The sequence below is a fragment of the Ferdinandcohnia sp. FSL W7-1320 genome (assembly GCF_038050315.1).
Classification (GTDB): domain Bacteria; phylum Bacillota; class Bacilli; order Bacillales; family Bacillaceae_L; genus Ferdinandcohnia; species Ferdinandcohnia aciditolerans.
The window spans coordinates 5,036,017-5,054,053 of the sequence record NZ_JBBPAM010000001.1 but is presented as its reverse complement, the minus strand read 5'-3'; the positions used below and the strand labels follow the sequence as shown (position 1 = coordinate 5,054,053).

13 protein-coding genes and 1 pseudogene are annotated in these 18,037 nt (G+C 40.8%); 7 read left to right on the top strand and 7 right to left on the bottom strand.

Annotation, left to right across the window (positions count from 1 at the left end; all coding sequences use genetic code 11):
- Nucleotides 1-4 precede the first annotated feature (4 nt).
- The 3 genes from NST91_RS24195 (at nucleotide 5) to NST91_RS24185 (ending at nucleotide 2,517) form a co-directional block, all read left to right on the top strand.
- The gene (locus tag NST91_RS24195; RefSeq protein ID WP_341333195.1) at nucleotides 5-1,195 is read left to right on the top strand and encodes a hypothetical protein; all 1,191 of its coding nucleotides are present in this window, start codon (nucleotides 5-7) and stop codon (nucleotides 1,193-1,195) included.
- An 81-nt stretch (nucleotides 1,196-1,276) separates the two neighbouring features.
- A complete protein-coding gene (locus NST91_RS24190; RefSeq protein WP_341333194.1) occupies nucleotides 1,277-1,822 on the top strand; it encodes an RNA polymerase sigma factor in 546 nt (181 codons plus the stop codon).
- Between the two features lie 71 nt (nucleotides 1,823-1,893).
- Nucleotides 1,894-2,517 (top strand): hypothetical protein, encoded by a 624-nt coding sequence (locus NST91_RS24185; RefSeq protein ID WP_341333193.1) that lies wholly within the window; start codon nucleotides 1,894-1,896, stop codon nucleotides 2,515-2,517.
- 78 nt (nucleotides 2,518-2,595) lie between these two features.
- On the opposite strand, the gene NST91_RS24180 is transcribed toward NST91_RS24185, so the two are convergent.
- From NST91_RS24180 to NST91_RS24170, 3 genes are all read right to left on the bottom strand, one after another.
- Nucleotides 2,596-2,721 carry a hypothetical protein gene (locus NST91_RS24180; protein ID WP_262983929.1) on the bottom strand — a complete coding sequence of 42 codons (126 nt, stop codon included), beginning with the start codon at nucleotides 2,719-2,721 and terminating at the stop codon, nucleotides 2,596-2,598.
- A gap of 163 nt (nucleotides 2,722-2,884) precedes the next feature.
- Nucleotides 2,885-5,638 carry a DEAD/DEAH box helicase gene (locus tag NST91_RS24175; protein ID WP_341333192.1) on the bottom strand — a complete coding sequence of 918 codons (2,754 nt, stop codon included), beginning with the start codon at nucleotides 5,636-5,638 and terminating at the stop codon, nucleotides 2,885-2,887.
- Between the two features lie 12 nt (nucleotides 5,639-5,650).
- Nucleotides 5,651-7,249: an SWIM zinc finger family protein gene (locus NST91_RS24170; protein ID WP_341333191.1), complete on the bottom strand. Its 1,599-nt coding sequence runs from the start codon at nucleotides 7,247-7,249 to the stop codon at nucleotides 5,651-5,653.
- A 345-nt stretch (nucleotides 7,250-7,594) separates the two neighbouring features.
- On the opposite strand from NST91_RS24170, the gene NST91_RS24165 reads away from it, so the two are divergent.
- The 3 genes from NST91_RS24165 (at nucleotide 7,595) to NST91_RS24155 (ending at nucleotide 10,605) form a co-directional block, all read left to right on the top strand.
- Nucleotides 7,595-7,756, top strand: a complete 162-nt coding sequence (locus NST91_RS24165; protein WP_165918276.1) for a YwzD family small protein — start codon at nucleotides 7,595-7,597, stop codon at nucleotides 7,754-7,756.
- 367 nt (nucleotides 7,757-8,123) lie between these two features.
- Nucleotides 8,124-9,998, top strand: a complete 1,875-nt coding sequence (locus tag NST91_RS24160; protein WP_341333190.1) for a GAF domain-containing sensor histidine kinase — start codon at nucleotides 8,124-8,126, stop codon at nucleotides 9,996-9,998.
- The gene (locus tag NST91_RS24155; RefSeq protein WP_341333189.1) at nucleotides 9,955-10,605 is read left to right on the top strand and encodes a response regulator; all 651 of its coding nucleotides are present in this window, start codon (nucleotides 9,955-9,957) and stop codon (nucleotides 10,603-10,605) included. The genes NST91_RS24160 and NST91_RS24155 overlap by 44 nt, the downstream gene beginning before the upstream one ends.
- A gap of 108 nt (nucleotides 10,606-10,713) precedes the next feature.
- Here the strand turns inward: NST91_RS24155 and NST91_RS24150 are convergent, their stop codons facing one another.
- The 3 genes and pseudogenes from NST91_RS24150 to NST91_RS24140 form a co-directional block, all read right to left on the bottom strand.
- Complete coding sequence (locus tag NST91_RS24150; protein WP_341333188.1) at nucleotides 10,714-11,418, bottom strand: YwaF family protein; 705 nt, start codon at nucleotides 11,416-11,418, stop codon at nucleotides 10,714-10,716.
- Between the two features lie 317 nt (nucleotides 11,419-11,735).
- Nucleotides 11,736-12,895, bottom strand: a pseudogene (locus NST91_RS24145) (IS3 family transposase).
- 345 nt (nucleotides 12,896-13,240) lie between these two features.
- The gene (locus NST91_RS24140; RefSeq protein WP_341333187.1) at nucleotides 13,241-13,702 is read right to left on the bottom strand and encodes a hypothetical protein; all 462 of its coding nucleotides are present in this window, start codon (nucleotides 13,700-13,702) and stop codon (nucleotides 13,241-13,243) included.
- An 829-nt stretch (nucleotides 13,703-14,531) separates the two neighbouring features.
- Between NST91_RS24140 and NST91_RS24135 the strand changes: the two genes are divergently transcribed.
- A complete protein-coding gene (locus NST91_RS24135) occupies nucleotides 14,532-15,068 on the top strand; it encodes a glycerol-3-phosphate responsive antiterminator (RefSeq protein WP_341333186.1) in 537 nt (178 codons plus the stop codon).
- A gap of 349 nt (nucleotides 15,069-15,417) precedes the next feature.
- On the opposite strand, the gene NST91_RS24130 is transcribed toward NST91_RS24135, so the two are convergent.
- Entirely contained in the window at nucleotides 15,418-17,778 is a 2,361-nt protein-coding gene (locus tag NST91_RS24130; RefSeq protein WP_341333185.1) for a putative bifunctional diguanylate cyclase/phosphodiesterase, read from the bottom strand.
- Between the last annotated feature and the right edge of the window lie 259 nt (nucleotides 17,779-18,037).

Genomic DNA, 18,037 nt, shown 5'->3' with positions numbered 1-18,037 from the left:
AAGCATGAAACGATATTGGAAAATAATCACGCTTAGTGTAATTACGGTGCTTGTGATTGGCGCTTTTTATATAAATTCTAGTTTGGCAGCTGAAAATATTGTAGTCGGCATCGAAAAGGTAAGTGGAAATGAAAAAGAAATAGAGAACATAAGGATTAACGGAGATCTTAGCGGTAATGATATTCATCATTCCTTGCTTATTTCGAAAGATAAAACGATTAATTTAAGTAACCAGTCGTTAATTGAAGAATTGACAAGGACGAGTACGGTACCTGCTTATAATCAGCTAAAAGATAAGTATAGCCATTTTATGAGAGGAAAAAGTTACTTAGAAAATAGCTTATATGCTGATGAGAATTTTGTTGTGTATGTAAATGTTGAAGGTAATGGAAATGTCTCTAAAAATATGTATTTCGAAATAGAGGTTTTAGACGTTAAAACAGACAAAACGACATCAATGGAGTTAGATGTTCCTAATGATGACAACTATCATTGGGTCGAGGTGATGGATGTCCAATCCATCAATAACGAAATAAAGGTTATCGCAAGAGGATTTCGCACTGAAAGCGGTGAGGATCTTAATGTATATACAATTGACTTGGACAAAAAGGCCGTAAGCGATGAAACCGTATATGGATCGCCAAAAATTGAGAATGGATGGTCAGATATTAGAGTCGTTGATGAATATTATTCAGTTGAACCGAAAAAATATCTGCTGTTCCAAGTGTACGCACATGAAGAGCCTGCATATGAAGACGCGGTGGAAATGGGTGAACCAAAAATCATTGAGGACGAAATCATGGTCTATAACATCGAGACCAATCAATTGAAAAAGCTAGAAATGAGTCCGGAAGAACGAGGGTATGGCATTGATTCGTTTGCTATCAATGACACTACAATATATATTCCAAACCAATCGCCAAATGGAATAGAAGTGAATCAGTATAATATTGAAAATGACAGCTGGGGTGAAAAGCAAATATTTAAAGTGGAACATGAAAAAGGCGAACATGCCCCTTTTATCGAGCTGCAAAACGGAAAAATCTATATCATAAGCTCAGTTGATGGAAAATATCCGCTCGCAATCAGTGACTTAAATACCGGGCAGTCCCTATACGAAGGAACACTTGTTGTCAAAAACCAAAAGAAGGAACAGCAAGACTACAAACTATACATTTACGAAATTAACAACTAGTGGGACAGAGGGACAGGTCCCGTGTCCCCAAAAAATGGGTCACGGGGACAGGTCCCGTGTCCCACTCAATAAGGTGAGAATATGACGGAACATAAAATGGAAGAAATCATTACGAATTACGGAACAGAATTGCGATACGTGGCCTTTCGATATGTTCGAAATTGGGCAGTAGTTGATGATATTATGCAGGAAGTTTTTTTGAAGATCTTCTTAAAATTGAATTCATTTAGAGAACAGTCTAAATTGAAATCCTGGTTATATAAAATCACACGTAATCAATGTATTGACTATCTTCGGAGTAAGGTTGTAAAAGCAACTGTCTTGGTTGATGAGATGGAGGATTTGGGATATTCGACCGATGAAATGGTGGAGAACGAAATATTGGAAAGGTTCGAAAGAGAAAGGCTCTACCAACAAATCGAAGCGTTACCCAAGGATTACAAACAAACACTATCTCTCTATTATTTTAGTGATTATAGCTACAAGGAAATTAGCCAATTATTGTGTAAAGATATTTCGTTTGTGAAGAATAAACTTTTTCGCGGAAAGCGAATGTTGAAGCAAATTTATGAAAGCTGGGACAATGAACCTGTCCCCTCGTCCCGCCAATCATGGAAAACGACATGATTGGTCTTTTTTTATGGGAGTCTAGTGAGGTATAATTATCCAATAATGACAAATTGTTGGGGATGATTGTGGTGAGAGTTGCAGTTTTGTTTGGGATATCGTTATTGTTAGGAGTCTTGCTAGGGTTTTTGGAGCTAGGTCAACCGACAAGTATGATTATAAGTATTATCGTAATAGCTGTTCTTGGTACTTACTTATTTATTTATCCGATTTACTGGGAGAAAAATGTAAGAAAGATAGAGTCCTATCTGGAGAAACGTAGAAAAAATCCAGCGTTTAAGCTCTATTACGGAATGGGCAATCGGATTGACCAGGACGTGAAGGAAGCGACAGAATCCTTGCTTCGAAAATATAAAGATTCCGCAAGACAGGCGTTGTTTAAGACATTGCATGCCTTATACGAGGATGATATTTTACGAGTAAAAAAGGACATTGAGGACATCCGTCCCCTACAGTATAAAGCCTATTATCAGGCGATTGTTGCTGTGGAGGAGGGGAAGCTGGAGCAGGCGACTGAGCTTGGAAATCAGGTGAAGTCCGAGTGGATGAAGCATGCCTTGGCTTCTGGGATTGCTAAAAAGAAAGGCAATCATGATGAGTATGTTGCTGAAATCCGAAAGGCTTATGAAAAAACGCGGGGAATGCAGCGGTATATTTTATATAAACAATTTGAGGAAGATATAAAGGTAGGTTAATAGAGTGGGCTGGGGTCTCTTGCAAGCAAAGGGATTCTAGATAAAAAGCGGGTGGTGACAACAGTCACCACCCTTTGCTTATTTCTTTAGTTTTTCTTCGACAAGGTGGTAAAATTTTTGCCAAGGTTCGGTTTTGTCTTTGTGCTTTTCACTTGGCACAAATTTTTTTGCTCTTTTCTTGGGTTTGGTTGTTTTTTCGGCCAAATGAATCAGCTCCTTTGGTTTTTGCGCGACAGCAAGATTTGATAATCCGTTTGTTCTGGGACAAGGGACCTGTCCCTGTGTCCCATCTGTATGGCCTGGGACATTGAACCAAGCCCCGTGACCCAGAGTCTGAGATTAGTACCTGAGTCTCCTATGACCTGAACTAGAACGCGCCTAAGAGTTCTTTTAGTTCGGTTGTGGAGAGTTCGGTGATCCAGTTTTCGCTGGTGATGATTTCGTCATTGAGTGACTGCTTATTCTCCAGCATTTCGTCGATTTTTTCTTCAAGTGTGCCGGTTGCAATTAGCTTGTGCACGTGGACGAAGCGTTTTTGGCCGATGCGGTAGGCACGGTCAGTGGCTTGGTTTTCGACGGCAGGGTTCCACCAGCGATCATAGTGGATGACATGGTTTGCCTCTGTTAAGTTCAATCCGGTTCCGCCAGCCTTGAGTGATAGAATCAAGATATTGTATTCCCGGTTTTGAAACCCTTCAATCATCTTGTCACGTTGTACTTTCGCAGCACTTCCGTTCAAGAATCGCACCGGTTCATTAAAGCGTTTTGACAGCACATCCTGAATCATTTCCCCCATTTGAATATATTGGGTGAAGATCAAACAGCTCTCGTTCTGGTCCCGAATGTGGTCGACCAATTCAAGGAGCTTTTCCATTTTTGCAGATCGATCATCCACATTTTTCGGAGCAGCTTCCTTTAAATAAAGTGCCGGGTGGTCACAAACCTGTTTCAATTGCCCAAGCATTTTTAAAATCAACCCTTTACGTTGGATGCCTGCAAGCTGTTCGACTTGTTCCAATGTATCCTTCACGAGCTGTTCATAAATCGATGCCTGTTCAACTGTTAACGGACAGTATTCTTTTTGCTCGAGCTTGTCCGGCAAATTCAATGCAACGGCCTCATCATTTTTCGTACGTCTTAGTAAAAATGGCTTGATTAAGCGCTGCAGTTGAGCAATTGTTTCTTGGTCATGATCCTTTTCAATTGGTGACACAAATCGTTTTTGGAATCCACCAAGGCTGCCTAAATAGCCACGGTTAATGAAGTCGAAAATCGACCAAAGCTCAGTCAGTCGGTTTTCCATTGGCGTTCCGGTTAATGCGATATTATGGTCGCTTTTTAGCTTGCGGATCGCTCGTGATTGCTTCGTTTGTGCGTTTTTAATGTTTTGGGCTTCATCCAAGCAAATCGTACCCCAGTCGTAAGAGGAAATTTCCTCCTCATCTAAATGGGACAATCCGTAAGAGGTGAGCACGATGTCAGCTTCATTCACCTGCTGGGTAAACTCCTCACCCTTCAAGCGGTTCGATCCATAGTGAAGGTGGACGCGTAAATCCGGTCCGAATTTCTCAAGCTCCTTTTGCCAGTTGCCAAGTACAGATGTTGGGCAAATGATTAGTGAAGGCTTGGCACCACTTTCTTTTACCGTTAAAAAGTAGGCAATCATTTGAATCGTCTTTCCAAGTCCCATGTCATCGGCAAGACAGGCCCCGAAACCGAACTTACGTAAAAATAAGAGCCAGTCGACACCTTGTTGCTGATATGGACGAAGCTCACCCTTGAAGGTCTCTGGAATGACGGCTTGTGGAATCTCCTTGATGTCCGTTAGCTGCGTAATCATTTGCGACAGATGGCGGTTGAGTTCAATTTGAACGCCTGCAAATGCTCGTGCTGCTTCCTGTTCTTCATGTTCAGCTTTTTCAGAAAGTGATAGTAGTTCCTGCTCTAGGACATCACGGATATGGAGCCCTTCTTTATTCGCACGTTCTAAAATCGATTGAACCTGTTTGATGAATGCAGGATCAAGCTTAATCCATTTTCCACGGATATTGATTAATCGTCTTTGCTCGTTCACCAGTGACATGAATTCCTCTTCGGATAGCTCTACACCGTTTGTTGAAAAACGCCAGTCAAAATTGACGATGGATTGCAGGCCAACGAATGATTGGCGACCGGCACCTGAATTTGTTTTTACTTTCGCCTTAATTGCAAGTTGAGCGTCCTTGATTGCTTGCCACCATGCTGGTAACAGGATTCCAACTCCGGCATCGATGAGCCTTGAACTTGCTTCCGTTAAGAAGTCCCAGGCTTGGCGCTCAGTTAACTCGTGAACGATTCCTTCCTCATCACGAAGCCATGGCACAAGTTTGCACCACATCTCCTGGTCACTCGTGATTTTTTCCTCAAAAGGCGCCCATTCTTTAGGTAGAGCCAAATGCGTCTTATAGGGCTTTTTTTTGCTTCGAAGCACAGTTTGTAGCTTCCACGTGCCATTGTCCATTTCCGGTTCCTCAATTTGGATGAGACAATCAAATGGGGTGTGATCTTCCTTCCAGCCAATCCGTTCAAGCCAATTGTTTTCATCAACGACAAACTCAGCGCCAGCGGTACTTTTTACAAGCGGGAAGGTTGAGGCAATTTCCTGCCAGGCGTCAGAAAGCGTGGAATCACTTTGAATCCAATCGGTGATTGCCTCAGAAAACCACTCCTCCGCAAATCCCGTTACCTCAGTGCCAATCGGTTTCCAGCCAAAATGCTCAGACTTACGCCAATAATCAAAGTCGGGCATAAAATCGCCTTCCTTAATAAGTGGCAACAAGCTTTTCGAAATGGTGTGATAATGCTGTGCATTCTCGCTAAGCTCTACTTCGATCAGGGAATTAACCGGTAACTCTCCAAAAAAGGTAAATGCCTGCCAGGGTGAAAGAAGGACGGCATCGTGATGTTGAAAGTTGTTCTCTTCGAGGAAGGTCCCGTAAAAGGTGGCCTCATGCCAAGCAAAGAGATTTCGCTTCCAATTGTTAGCTGTAAGCTCGTTGCCATCTTCTGTGGTGCACCAAATATAAAAACCATTGTCCGCAACCCATTCTGCATGGATTACAAATGTTTCTCCAATTACCATCATCTCACCCCTTTAATCCGAAATCATAGAAGCCCGTAACAGCTCCTGTTGGAAGGCACGTAATCGCTTGTTCATCGTGGCAAGTCTCGCAATATAGTCCTCCCAGACGTCTTCTTGTTTACATTTTTTATAATGAGCTCGAATCTTGCGCAAATATTTGACGGCTTTTTTATAGCTTGGCCGATTTTTGCCCTCAATCGCCTTTGCGACGGCCTGGTGATATAGAGGGAACAATGCACACCGATCGTGGCTTTCAATTTCTTTTAAAATATAACGGTCTATTTCATCGATATCATAGCCGAGCATGATTTGCAGTTCGACCCATTTCCGGAATTGTTCAGTCTCAAGCAAATAGTCATTGTACTCGACATAACTGTACGGGAGGAGCTTTTTTACGGCATCCATATAAACCGTATCATCTTGTTCCTCGGCGTACGGCATTATGTTTTGTAAAAACAATCTTGTCATATGACGGCGGCCTTCATAGCTTTGGATGCCAAAAATAAACGTCCGAATGCCCTCTAAAGCATGGTCAATCCAAGGACGAACACGGTCCCAACTTTTTGATTCAGATAGATAGGAAATCCACCAGAAACTATAAGGCGTCGCATCCTGCCCAAGCTTTTTCATTGATTCGATTGCACTCGTATCATCCTTTAGTAAAAAACGAAGATGGGCAAAAGCAATCTGGTGTACTGGATGATCCGTGTCTAGAGCGCTCTGTTCGATTTCAATCCATTTTTTTCGATTAAAAAAGGTCGCCCATAGCAAACGGTACATTTGCATGCGCTCATATTGAAACATCGACTGACAAAGCAATGTCTCACGAACTGGTTGGATGCTTTCCTCAAGGAGAGTGTCAAAGGAAAATGGCAGAGACACCTTCTTCATTTCTAATGAATGATCAAGTACGATGTCTGTGAAATTATGAAAATAAGGCTTGATATATGTGTCCACCTGATAGTTTCGCACTTCCATTTGCTCAAGTAGCTCGACTGTTTTACGAATGCAAAAAAGGGCTGCATGAATATGAAATAAGCGCTTGTACTCCTCAGAATAAGGGGCTTTTCTTTTTAATGTTTGAAAAAAAGAATGGTACAGCGTTGCGAAAAAGTATATCGTTTTTTCAGGGTGTCCTGATTCAAACCGTGCGTATTCCTTGTCAAAAAGGGCAAGCCAGCTTTCGAGTGAATTTTCCTTGTATTCCACACGCTCTAGGATGCTTCCTTTTTTTACAGGAATGGATTCAAGGGTAGGTTTCGGTTTACTGCCTTCTTTCCACTGCTCAAGCAAAGACCCGACTCGGTCAACACTCGCATACATATAGAAAAACAAAGCCATCTGGTGACGACAGAAAGCAGTAGTTGGGCACGAACAGCTGCTCGTTTCGAGAGAGTCGAGATCCAGTGTAACATCAACAGGTGTGACATCCTGAACGCGTCCTTCCAACTTCTGCCCGTTGTATTTTACATTATAAACACTCCCCTGACGGAAGAGGTTTAGTCCTTTTTTGATTAATGTCCGGTCAACTTCATTGTCGAATGTAATCATGCCCCGAAGCTTTTCGGAAAAATGCATGACCGCATCCTTTGGAATATCTTTTTGAAGCAAGCTAGTCTCACTCCCCATGTTGCATAGATTGATGAAATCATATCTTTTTATTATACCGCAAAATAGAATGAATTGGCATTTTGGCCTTCGAAAGTGTTTGCGTATTACCTAAATTTAGAAAGTTTTTTCAATAGACAGTCGCAAAAAAGAAGTCTTCAGCGTACATGTATAGTAATTACTTGGCGGAGCTGGTTTCTCCATCCAAACTCCCCAAGAAATCATTTTCTCCCATAGTGTCCTGGCCACTCAGGCACTTATCGAACTCTGCTGCGTGGAGGTGTCTCCATCCTTCACCATAGCAGAGTTTGAAACCTATGTATTTTTCCAGCTAGGAGTGAACATAATTTGGATCCTAAATCTTCGGGTAAGGATATTTCGATTGATCAGAACCAGGTTAGAAGAGCGTTAATTCGTGCTTATATGAAAGGCGAAAGAAGTACAGATATAGATATGAAGAAATTTATCAAAGACATAGCTAACGATATTAAAGGCTCACCTACAGCATAGCCAATATCGTGTAAGCCAACACATAGATTTGGGTCAAGGGACCTGTCTAACACTGTCTACCTTTGAGGCGGCAGTTTTTTTATTGGGCATAAAAGGACATGTTATACTACTTTTGGCTTATAGAAATAATAAATTTGGGTCATAGATAATCGTGTGTTTTTTTGGCATAATTGTTTCCACAAACATTACAGTTGTTTGTGGTTACCCAGCATTGGTCAGTGGTTTTCAAGCCATTCGACTAGTCTGGGTTTTTATGCGGTTTTAGTGTATTCGTTTTCAATGGTATCATTTGTTATTTTTTCATAGTACATATATTATAATAATAACAGACAAAAATTTACAGAATGTTATGATAAGGGGGAGAAGTGTGAAGCTTCCAATGGTGTCCTCCCATAAGCGTGAGAACTATGCAAGGGTCTATATGATTTTAATCGCAATACTTGGTTGGACAGTTGTAGGGTATTCGTTTTTTATTATTGAACCAACTGATGAAATTGCGATTCTCCTATTACTTACAGCATTTTTAGCGTTAATCGAGTATTTTCCGATTCAGCTCTTGAGAGGCTCCACGACGATTACGTTTCCTTTTATCTTCGTCATGCAAGCGCTATTTGGGATATCGTATCCAATTATCATTTATGTGACAATCGTGTTAATCATTAATATCCTTCGTCAACGTCCGCTAAGAATTGTCCTGTTTAACCCGGCTCAGCTAGCAGTCAGTGTATTTCTTGCAAACTACATTATAAAACATACAACAATCACCCAGGTTCTTGCGACGAATAGTGAATTTTTGACAGGTATCCTTACATATGGTCTTTTTGTTGCACTCTTTTTTATTATAAATAATCTAATTGTTGATATTGTCCTGCTGATTCGTCCACAACCTTATCCATTTTACATGTTTAAAGGAAAGACATTAACCGAGTTGGGAAGTGCATTGATTTCCTTGTTATATGGGGTTGTTATGGCTTACCTTGATGGTCGGACGATTGACGCTTTCTCACTATTCTTCTTTTTCTCGCCATTGGTAGCTGTATCGCTACTGTATTCGGTCATCTCCACACTTGAAAATGAAAAGAAACGTTTAAATGCGCTGTTTGCGATTACAACAGGTGTGAATAAGAAAATCCATTCAACCGAGTGGATTGAGACGTTTAAAAATACATTTTCTCAAATCGTTGATGTGCAAGCTCTTATGCTTTGGGTGAAGGAAAATGATGTGTGGAAGATTTTGTATTATGATGGAAGGGTTACTCCCAAAGATGTCTTAACAGGTGAGGCGTTGGCTCGTTTTGATGGAAAAAAGCAACCCATTGTCTATCAGGACAGGGTAAGAAAGCTTGGACCCATTGATGAATTTTTTAAAAAGGATATGAAGGCCTTCGTGTATTCACCGATGGTCGTCGAGGATGAAACCATTGGAATGCTCGTGGTTGCAAAAAGTCGTGCACGTAGCTTTGGGGACGACGAAATCCACTCGATTGCTACACTGTCGAACCAGCTTGCAGTTGCGGTAAAGACAAGATTTTTAATAGAAGAAAAAGAAAAACGGATAATTCTCGAGGAGAGAAACCGGATTGCACGGGGGATTCATGATGGGGTTGCCCAGACTCTTGCAGGTGCAGTCATGAAGCTAGAAACAGCCGAACGAAAATTCAATCGAAATCCGGAGGAAACGAGAAAACTTATCGTAGAAAGTATGGATAAATTAAGACTTAGTTTACGAGAAGTTCGTGAATCTATTTACGAGTTGCGACCGTATCCGACCGAACGGGTTGGCTTGTCAGCGGCGATCGAAAAGCGAATTGAAATGGTAAAAAGTGAATACAATATCAAGTTTTCATTTGATATAAGAGGCCAAGAAGTTCCGCTCAGCTCGATGGTCGAAAAGGAATTATTTGATATTTTTCAAGAGAGTTTGCAAAACACAATCAAGCATGCAAAGGCCACAGAAATTGAAATTCTGTTAAGCTATCAAAAGGAGCATATTGTTTTAAAAATCAAGGACAATGGCGTAGGGTTTTCACTGTTTCAGGCAATGGTCAAGGCGCAAAACAACCCTCATTTTGGCATTTTAAATATGAATGACGCCGCGGAAAAAATCAATGCAACCCTCCAAATTGATTCTAAAGAGGGCGAAGGTACTGATATCACATTAACTGTTCCAAAGATGGGACTTGAAGGAGGTAGTACTATTGATCAAGCTTATGCTGGTGGATTATCATGCTGTGTTACGTGACGGACTTAGAAATATATTAGAGCTCGAGGACGACATTCGTGTTGTCGGCGAAGCGGTTTCAGGTGATGATGCACTAAAGAATGTACCAATGTGCGAACCAGATGTGATCTTAATGGATATCAATATGCCTGAGAAAAATGGAGTTGAAGTGACAGGCATCCTGAAGAAAAAATATCCTTCAATCAAGGTACTGGTACTGACCATGCACAACCATGACGAGTATTTCATGGCGGCGATTCGCGAGGGTGCTGACGGGTATTTGCTAAAAGATGCACCATCAGAGCAGGTCGTCGAAGCGATCCGTACAGTCGCACGAGGCGAGTCTGTGATTCATCCATCTATGACGAAAAAGCTCCTCAATTTCCATCAACAGCAGCAGGAGCAGCCAAAGGAAAATGTGCTAACGGAGAGGGAAATGGAAGTTCTACAATGCTTGGTGGAAGGGATGAGCAACAAGGAAATCGCGGATCGTCTCTTCATCAGTGACAAAACGGTAAAAATTCACGTCAGCAAGATATTCAAAAAATTCGACGTCAAAAGCCGTTCTCAAGTTGTTATCTACGCCGTACAAAACAAACTAGTTCCCATGCAAAACTCTGGGATTTGAGGTGGAAGTGTGCGGGGAACATAGTGGGTCTGTGTTTGAGTCCGCGAGTCTCCTCAGTTGGGTCGCGGGGACAGGTCCCTCGTCCCAAAAGCCATTAAGTCAAATGACTTAATGGCTTTTTTCTTTTTTCATCCAAATCGCCATCGGGAAGTAGGTGATGAGAAATACGATGATACCAGCGATTTCAAGGGTTAGGTAATACGTAATGCCGGAGCCGAAATAGGACAGGATCGTTGTGGATTCGGTTGGGTTTGCGAGATAGAAGAAATTTGTGTCGAGAAGGAGATTGATAAAAAAGATTGGAACAGCGATTAGGTTAAGGAGTAAGAATGCGGTCCAGACAGCTTTTCGCGGTACACGATAGCCCTCGTAAAAAATGAAATATAGTACGGACCAAGCAATTGTGGCGTGATGAAGGAAGTACTTTAGGAAGCGATAATGCGGGAAATCATGGAATAGTTCGGGAGTCACCATGCTTAGAATCGGTGGGAGCAATCCTGTAAAGAACACGAGGTAAAATGCTTTTTTACTAGGCTTTAAGAATAGGAAGATACAAATAAAAGTGCTAATTGAACAAAGGTGTAACGGAAGGGAGCTAATTTCCCATTGATTGGTCGAGACTAGCCAAATTTGGTGTGACACTTCACTAGCGACCAAGATGCTGAAAAATGTCCATTTGATGATTGACTGATAAGGGCCGAGCTTCTCTCTGAGGGCGATTAATAGGAAGGTAAGAACCATGAAAATGAATAGCGTCACGAGATGAGTACCGGAAAACAACTCAAACGTCTGCATTCCATCAGCTGAAAACATGCTGTCACCCCATTTCTAAATGGTTTCTATTAGTCTATTCGGAGGTTGGTATGGTTTAGACGTTCGGACAAATTGAGGGGAGTGGATTTTTTTGTAGGTTTGTAAGATGGCTGATGAACTTGGGAAGAGGGGTGGTTTGTGTCCGATAAATTGTGGTTTGTGTCCGATATAAGTAGAGTTATGTACCTCTGTCAAGAAAACGGACAAATTAAATTGGTCATTTTTTTAAAAGATCCCTACCGCGCTCCGCTTGGTGGCCTTAATGAATGGTGAGAGAACTGGTGCTCTCTCACCATTCATTAAGGAAAAGGTTTAAATCAAGCACTTTGTTTTTTTAGAAAATATGCTTTTTCAAAATCTAATGGTGGCAGATACCCATTAGTTGAATGTATACGCTTCGAATTGTAAAAACAGGTGATATATTCAAATATGTCTTTTGTTGCTTGAGCTCTTGTAAGATAAGTAGTTTGATAGATTAGTTCCTTCTTAATGACACTGTGAAATGACTCTATGCACGCATTATCATAACAGTTTCCCTTACCACTCATGCTGATTTGAATTCCATTTTCTTTAAGTTTATTGGTATAATCCTTTGATGCATATTGGCTTCCTCGGTCAGAATGGTGTATAAGACCTTCTAGGGGTGGTTGGTGCTTTATTGCTCTGTCTAAGGCTGTTCCCACAAGTTCTTTTTTAAGCCTATCTCCCATGTGGAATCCAATGATTTTGCGGGAATATAAATCCATGATGGAAGCTAAATAAAGAAACCCTTCTCTCGTCCATATATACGTAATATCCGCAACCCACACCTTACCTGGTGCGACAGTAGTAAAATTTTGGTTCAAAATGTTCGGGTAAATAAACTGATTATGATTAGAATTGGTGGTGGCCTTAAACTTCTTGGCGGTCTTTGATGATATTCCCTCATCCTGCATAATCCTCTGTACAGTACGCTCTGAGACCTCTATACCCTCATTGCCTAGCTGCTTAGTTATTTTCGGACTACCATAGATCTCCCGCGACTCCTTATGGACTCTTTTAATTTCCTTCGTCAGAAACTCCCTTTTCTTTTTCTGCTCGCTCGGTTCCCGATTAAGCCAGTCATAGTATCCGCTTGATGAAACCCCTAATAATTCGCACATCTTCGCAATTGGGAGCCCTTCATTATAGTCCCTTATAAATTCATAAATTACTTGGGGTTTTTGCTGAAGATGTGCAAAGCTTTTTTTAATATTTCAAGTTCCTGTTTCAGTTCTAAATTTTCTTTCTCTAAGTCTCTATATGGCTTTTGTTCAGGAGGGGTATTGCCACTTCCCACAAAGGCTTGCTTCTTCTTTTTCTTGTAGGCATCCACCCAGTTACGAATGGTTCCTATTGGGATATCAAGGTCCTTTGCCAATTGTGTTGCCTTTTTTCCATCCTCCACTACCATCTGAGCTACTTGTATTTTATATTCAAGATCAAAGTGTTTTCCCATTACAAGACACGTCCTTTAAATTAGCCTTTGTCACTCATTATAACGAAAGTGCCCAATTTATAGTGTCCGTTTTTTAGTCTAACATCAACTCTGTCCGATATATTCACAATTTTGTCCGATACCCCAAAATCCACTATGGTTCGGAGTTGCCAGTGGGTCGCGGGGACAGGTCCCTTGCCCCTGACAAAAAATGTTCCCTCGGGATGAGGCATTTTCAAGCAAAAAAGAGACTCATAGAGTCCCTATAAGCGCGGCGAAATCTCCTGATAGAGTCCTTCATCCTTCGCACACTGTCCGCCATATGCGAAAACGACGAGAATCGGCCCCGTGGTTCAGTCACCACCCCTAATGATACGACCACAAAATCGTCCAGTTGCCGTTTTCGTTTACAACGAAGACGTCTTGGTGGATGGTGAAGGTGCCGTATGCGCTTTTGTATGTTTGGGTGATGGGCACTTTATAGACGTCTTGAAAAGTTTTAGTGTTTTTGGCCATTTGCCAGCTTTTGAGATGTTCAACTTCCTCTACCGTATATTTGAAGGTATCGGTCCCGAAGTGACCCACGAAGACATGATTGCGCTGCTGGATGTAGTCGGCTTTTTCAAACCGCTCCTGCATCAGGGGATGGAACAATTCCCATGAGCTGCCAAAATCCGCATCTTGCTCAAATTTATAAAAGGAGTGGACAATCTCCTTTGCATCCTCCTCCGGTGATGAACGAAACATTGAAAAAAATAGAATCACAATCAGAATGGCCCCAACTGAAACTAGGATCAGTTGAATCGGCACGCCGCGTCGTCGTCTCATATATAAACAAAAGCCTCCTTAAGCTTGTTTACTAATATGGATATGCCCTCGGAAAGTTGTCCTAGTACAAGAACAGAATAACTTTATGGGTCAGGGGGACAGGTCCCTCGTCCCGCGCATGTGGGACAAGGGACCTGTCCCTGTGTCCCTCAGACAATAAAAAAAGCTAGAGCTTAAACTCTAGCGCTGGTTTTACTGAATCGGGTTAGAAATGGACGGCGTGGACCGTTTTTGACTCGTATGAAATAAATCCGATCTTGGAGTCGTTTGTAAAAGCGAACTCCGATGATACTTAAGGGTGTCCAGATTTCTTTAAACGTATAATAAGACACTTTTAGAACTCCTCCCCTAATCTTAATAGTGATCTCTATTTACTGTCTTAATTTTAGAATTATCTGAAACTTATAGTTATAGGATAGCATGTCCACTTTGCATAAAATGTGGAAACTTGTAGAAAAAAATTAAAATTTTTATGCATTTTTAGACAAATATCATCAAAAAAGGCCTGTTTTAGGAAAGTTACCCTAAAAATACCCCAATAATCGCTATAAAATTACATCGATTTTCCCAATATACATTTTTCTAATACATTGTTAGTATATAATTATAGTAAAATACTACATTGGATAATTTCATGTTAAACTAGTTATTCATTCTTGTTAGTTAATGTAGGGAATGGAGTTTTCTACATTTGACTATAAATTTTTTACCTGTAGACTTTTTTCTCTTTTGCCCTGCTCCAGTGTGAGTAGGGTCTTTTTTTGTTGTTTTTCAATAGGTGAAGGGAGTGTATACTACTTATAAAAGACGGAAGAAAGAGGGGAGACAGTTGGATCAACAGATATTGCCCGCGTCTACTACGATGAAGGAATTCGAGTCCTTTTTAAAAAGCAAATATGAAATTGGGATTTTCACGGAAATTCACATCGCTCAGCTGAAAAATATTAATCGAATGGCAAGGAAACATGGGAAGAAGATGATCTATCATGTGGATATGGTACAGGGGATAAAAAGTGATGAGTATGCAACCGAATTTATTTGCCAAGAGTTTCGACCGTATGGGCTGATTTCGACAAAATCAAGTGTCATCCTAAAGGCGAAGCAAAAAGGAGTTTTTGCGATTCAGCGGATGTTTTTAATTGATACGCATGCTCTTGAAAAAAGCTATAAGTTGATTGGAAAAAATAAACCCGACTACATTGAGGTGCTGCCAGGAGCCATGCCTTGGATGATTAAAGAGGTCAAAGAAACATTGAACATTCCAGTGCTAGCAGGTGGTCTCATTCGGACGAAAGACGATGTCCAAAGAGCACTTAAGGCAGGAGCGACAGCGATAACGACGTCTAAAAGGGAGCTTTGGGTCTAACGCGAAAGCTCCTTTTTGAATTATTTTGGCATAATTTGTTGGTAAGTCTTTATGAAAACGCTATCATTTTTCCGTTATAATGTTCATAAGAGAAATGAAGGGGGCGAAGTGATGGAAGAGAATACGAATCAATTAGCTGTTGGTATGGTGTGGGGAACAACATTGAGCATTCCCTTGTGGATCGCGTTTTTTGGTTGGATAAAGCTTCTATCACAGCTCTTCTTATAATCGGATTTTGGGGGTGGTCTCTTACAAAGAGGACCACCTTTTTTATATTTGGTGGGACTTAAGAAACCTCACCCTCATTGTAAAAAAATGGTGGGACAAGGGACCTGTCCCTGTGACCCACTTATTTTTTTAGCCATTTTTTTTCGAATTCTGCTTTTGGGAGTGGCTTGCTGTAATAGTAGCCTTGGCCAAAGCTGCAGCCTTCTTGGATGAGGAAGTCGAGTTGTTCCTTTGTTTCAATGCCCTCGGCGACGACCTTGACGTTCAGATTATTAGACATGTGGATGATCATTTTGATGATGCTTTTAGCGTCTTTATTAAATGCTTTGATGAAAGATTGGTCAATTTTCACAAAATCAATTGGCAATTGGTGAAGTACACTTAGGGAGCTATAGCCTGTGCCGAAATCATCAAGACTGATGCTGATTCCTAGTTTCTTCAATTGCAGGACATGATCAATTGATTTTTCCAAATTGAGTAAGGCGCTTTCTGTGATTTCGATGTCTAAGCAACTGAGACAGGCAGCTCCTCCTGCGTTCACATCCTGGATAAAACGAAAGAGATTCTGCTTTTCAAAATGCTTTGCTGAGATATTTACCGAAACTTTTCCGATCGTAAAACCTGCTTTCGCCCATGAATGAATCGATTCTAACACTTGAGTAATAGCCCACTCACCGACATCCACAATTAGGCCTGTTTCCTCCAACACATGGATAAAGGCATCTGGACTAACCAAACCTTTATCAGGGTGATTCCAGCGTAATAAAGCCTCTGCGCCACGAAAAGTGCCTGTTTGGATTTCAAATTGTGGTTGATAATACAGCTCAAATTGATTTTTCTCAAGGGCTTCTTTTAAGTTCTGCTCAAGAAGAAAGCGTTCCTCGACCTTTTTTAAGAGAGTTTCATGATAGAACACAATGTCACTTCCGTCAATTTCCTTTGATGCATACATCGCAAGGTCTGCCTTCTGAAGTAATTCTTCTACGTTTCTAGCATCAAATGGGAAACGTGCAATCCCAATACTAGCAAAAACCTCTAAAGTAAACTCTTGAAAGGTGATCGGCAGGCGAATTTTATCTGCAATTTGAATGACCATTTTTTTTAGTGTTTCTTTATTCACAACTGAAAAAGCAACGGCAAATTCATCTCCACCGATATGATAGGCAGTACCGTAATCTTTTGTTTCCCTAAGTCGGTTGGCGACCTCAACTAAAACAGCATCTCCAGCTAAATGTCCGTAGCGGTCATTTGTCTTTTTGAATTCATTTAAATCAAGGTATACAAGGCTAAAAGGGATTTGTTCCGCCATGTTTTTGGCCATATCCTCACTAAGCCTTCGTTTGTTCGGCAGATTTGTGAGGGGGGCATGATAAGCCATGAATTGAACCTTTTCCAGATTTCTTTTTTCTTCTGAGATGTCTTTAATCATCCCGTAGATTCCATGAATCTTATGATCGACAGAAATTGGAATATTTCTGACAGTTAATTCTATGATTTCACCAGAAGAATTGTACATTTGAACTTCATACTCAACCACTTCACCTGTCAACGTTTTCTCAAATTGCCGTTTCGCAAATGCTTGGTCATGTTCAGGTATGAATTGTAGATAATGCATTCCGATCATTTCTTCTTTTTTCATCTCTGCAAGGTTTTCTGCAGTTAGATTTAAATCAATAATGGTTCCCTTAAGGTCCATCATGATAATTGCGAGCGAATTTAACTCATAGAGGGAGCGATAATAGCGCTCCTGACTTGCTAATTTTCTTTGTTCAGCAAGTAGTTTTTGCTGATACCTATTGCCGATTAATGCAATGAACATAAACAAAAATACACTTAATAAAAGGAATGGCACAATAACATTGCTCGTATAGACTTGATCATCGTATGTTATCACATGCTGAAGTCCTTTTATCGAGAGCAGATGAATGCTTATCATGGAAATTCCAAATAACACACCAATTAATCCTATTTTCACCGAATGGTTTTTAAGTAGTTTCTGCTTAACTAAATAGCTGGCAACCGTGTTAAGAATGAGGCTAGTAAGCACGCTAAATAAAAACCATTTATTATAAAAAGACAGAGTGAAGGCACTGTTTGATACGATGATGATAAAATAGGCAGCACTGTTTCCGATTGTAAATAAGGTTGCCGGTACAAGATACGGGGTATTCCGATTTAATTGTAATTTTAAACCTAAAAAGCTCGTTATGAACATCACCATAAAAGATACACAGAATGCCGCAATCCGAAAATTCACAGTAGAAAATTCGAAAAGACCAGAAATTCCGACGACATAAGCTGTCTTGGTTCCAAGGCTAAAGGTTAGGGTAGCGAGTAGAAGCCAAATGATCTCGTTTCGTTTAGTAGACTTCGGGACTAGGTTTAACGCGATATCAAAGCAAATGATGCTTGCAGAAAGCGCAATGAAAATGGAAAATAGAGAGTATGCAATATTGAGTTCAGACATAAAAATAGATATCATACGTACACCTCAGCGACATGCAAATGTACGATTAGTATGAGCCAATAGGGGGAATTTAATGGGACCTCCAATAATTTTTTCTTTTTTAGGTATAAGATGGGTGAAAAGGGGTCATGCTGTATAATGTATTCCCCCCCTTTGTTATATATTTTTGTTGGCCTCCCTAGTGGAGGTATTTTTTTTGCCTAAATTTCTTTTAAATGATGCCCCTTTTTGCCCCTTCCCCCTCTATAACAATAGTGTAAAGGAGGTGAGGGAC

Bases quoted from the DNA above. Each gene is read 5' to 3' on its own strand.
- NST91_RS24195 (WP_341333195.1), top strand. From the start codon at position 5: ATGAAACGATATTGGAAAATAATCACGCTTAGTGTAATTACGGTGCTT.
- NST91_RS24190 (WP_341333194.1), top strand. From the start codon at position 1,277: ATGACGGAACATAAAATGGAAGAAATCATTACGAATTACGGAACAGAA.
- NST91_RS24175 (WP_341333192.1), bottom strand. From the start codon at position 5,638: ATGGTAATTGGAGAAACATTTGTAATCCATGCAGAATGGGTTGCGGAC.
- NST91_RS24150 (WP_341333188.1), bottom strand. From the start codon at position 11,418: ATGTTTTCAGCTGATGGAATGCAGACGTTTGAGTTGTTTTCCGGTACT.
- NST91_RS24140 (WP_341333187.1), bottom strand. From the start codon at position 13,702: ATGAGACGACGACGCGGCGTGCCGATTCAACTGATCCTAGTTTCAGTT.
- NST91_RS24130 (WP_341333185.1), bottom strand. From the start codon at position 17,778: ATGATATCTATTTTTATGTCTGAACTCAATATTGCATACTCTCTATTT.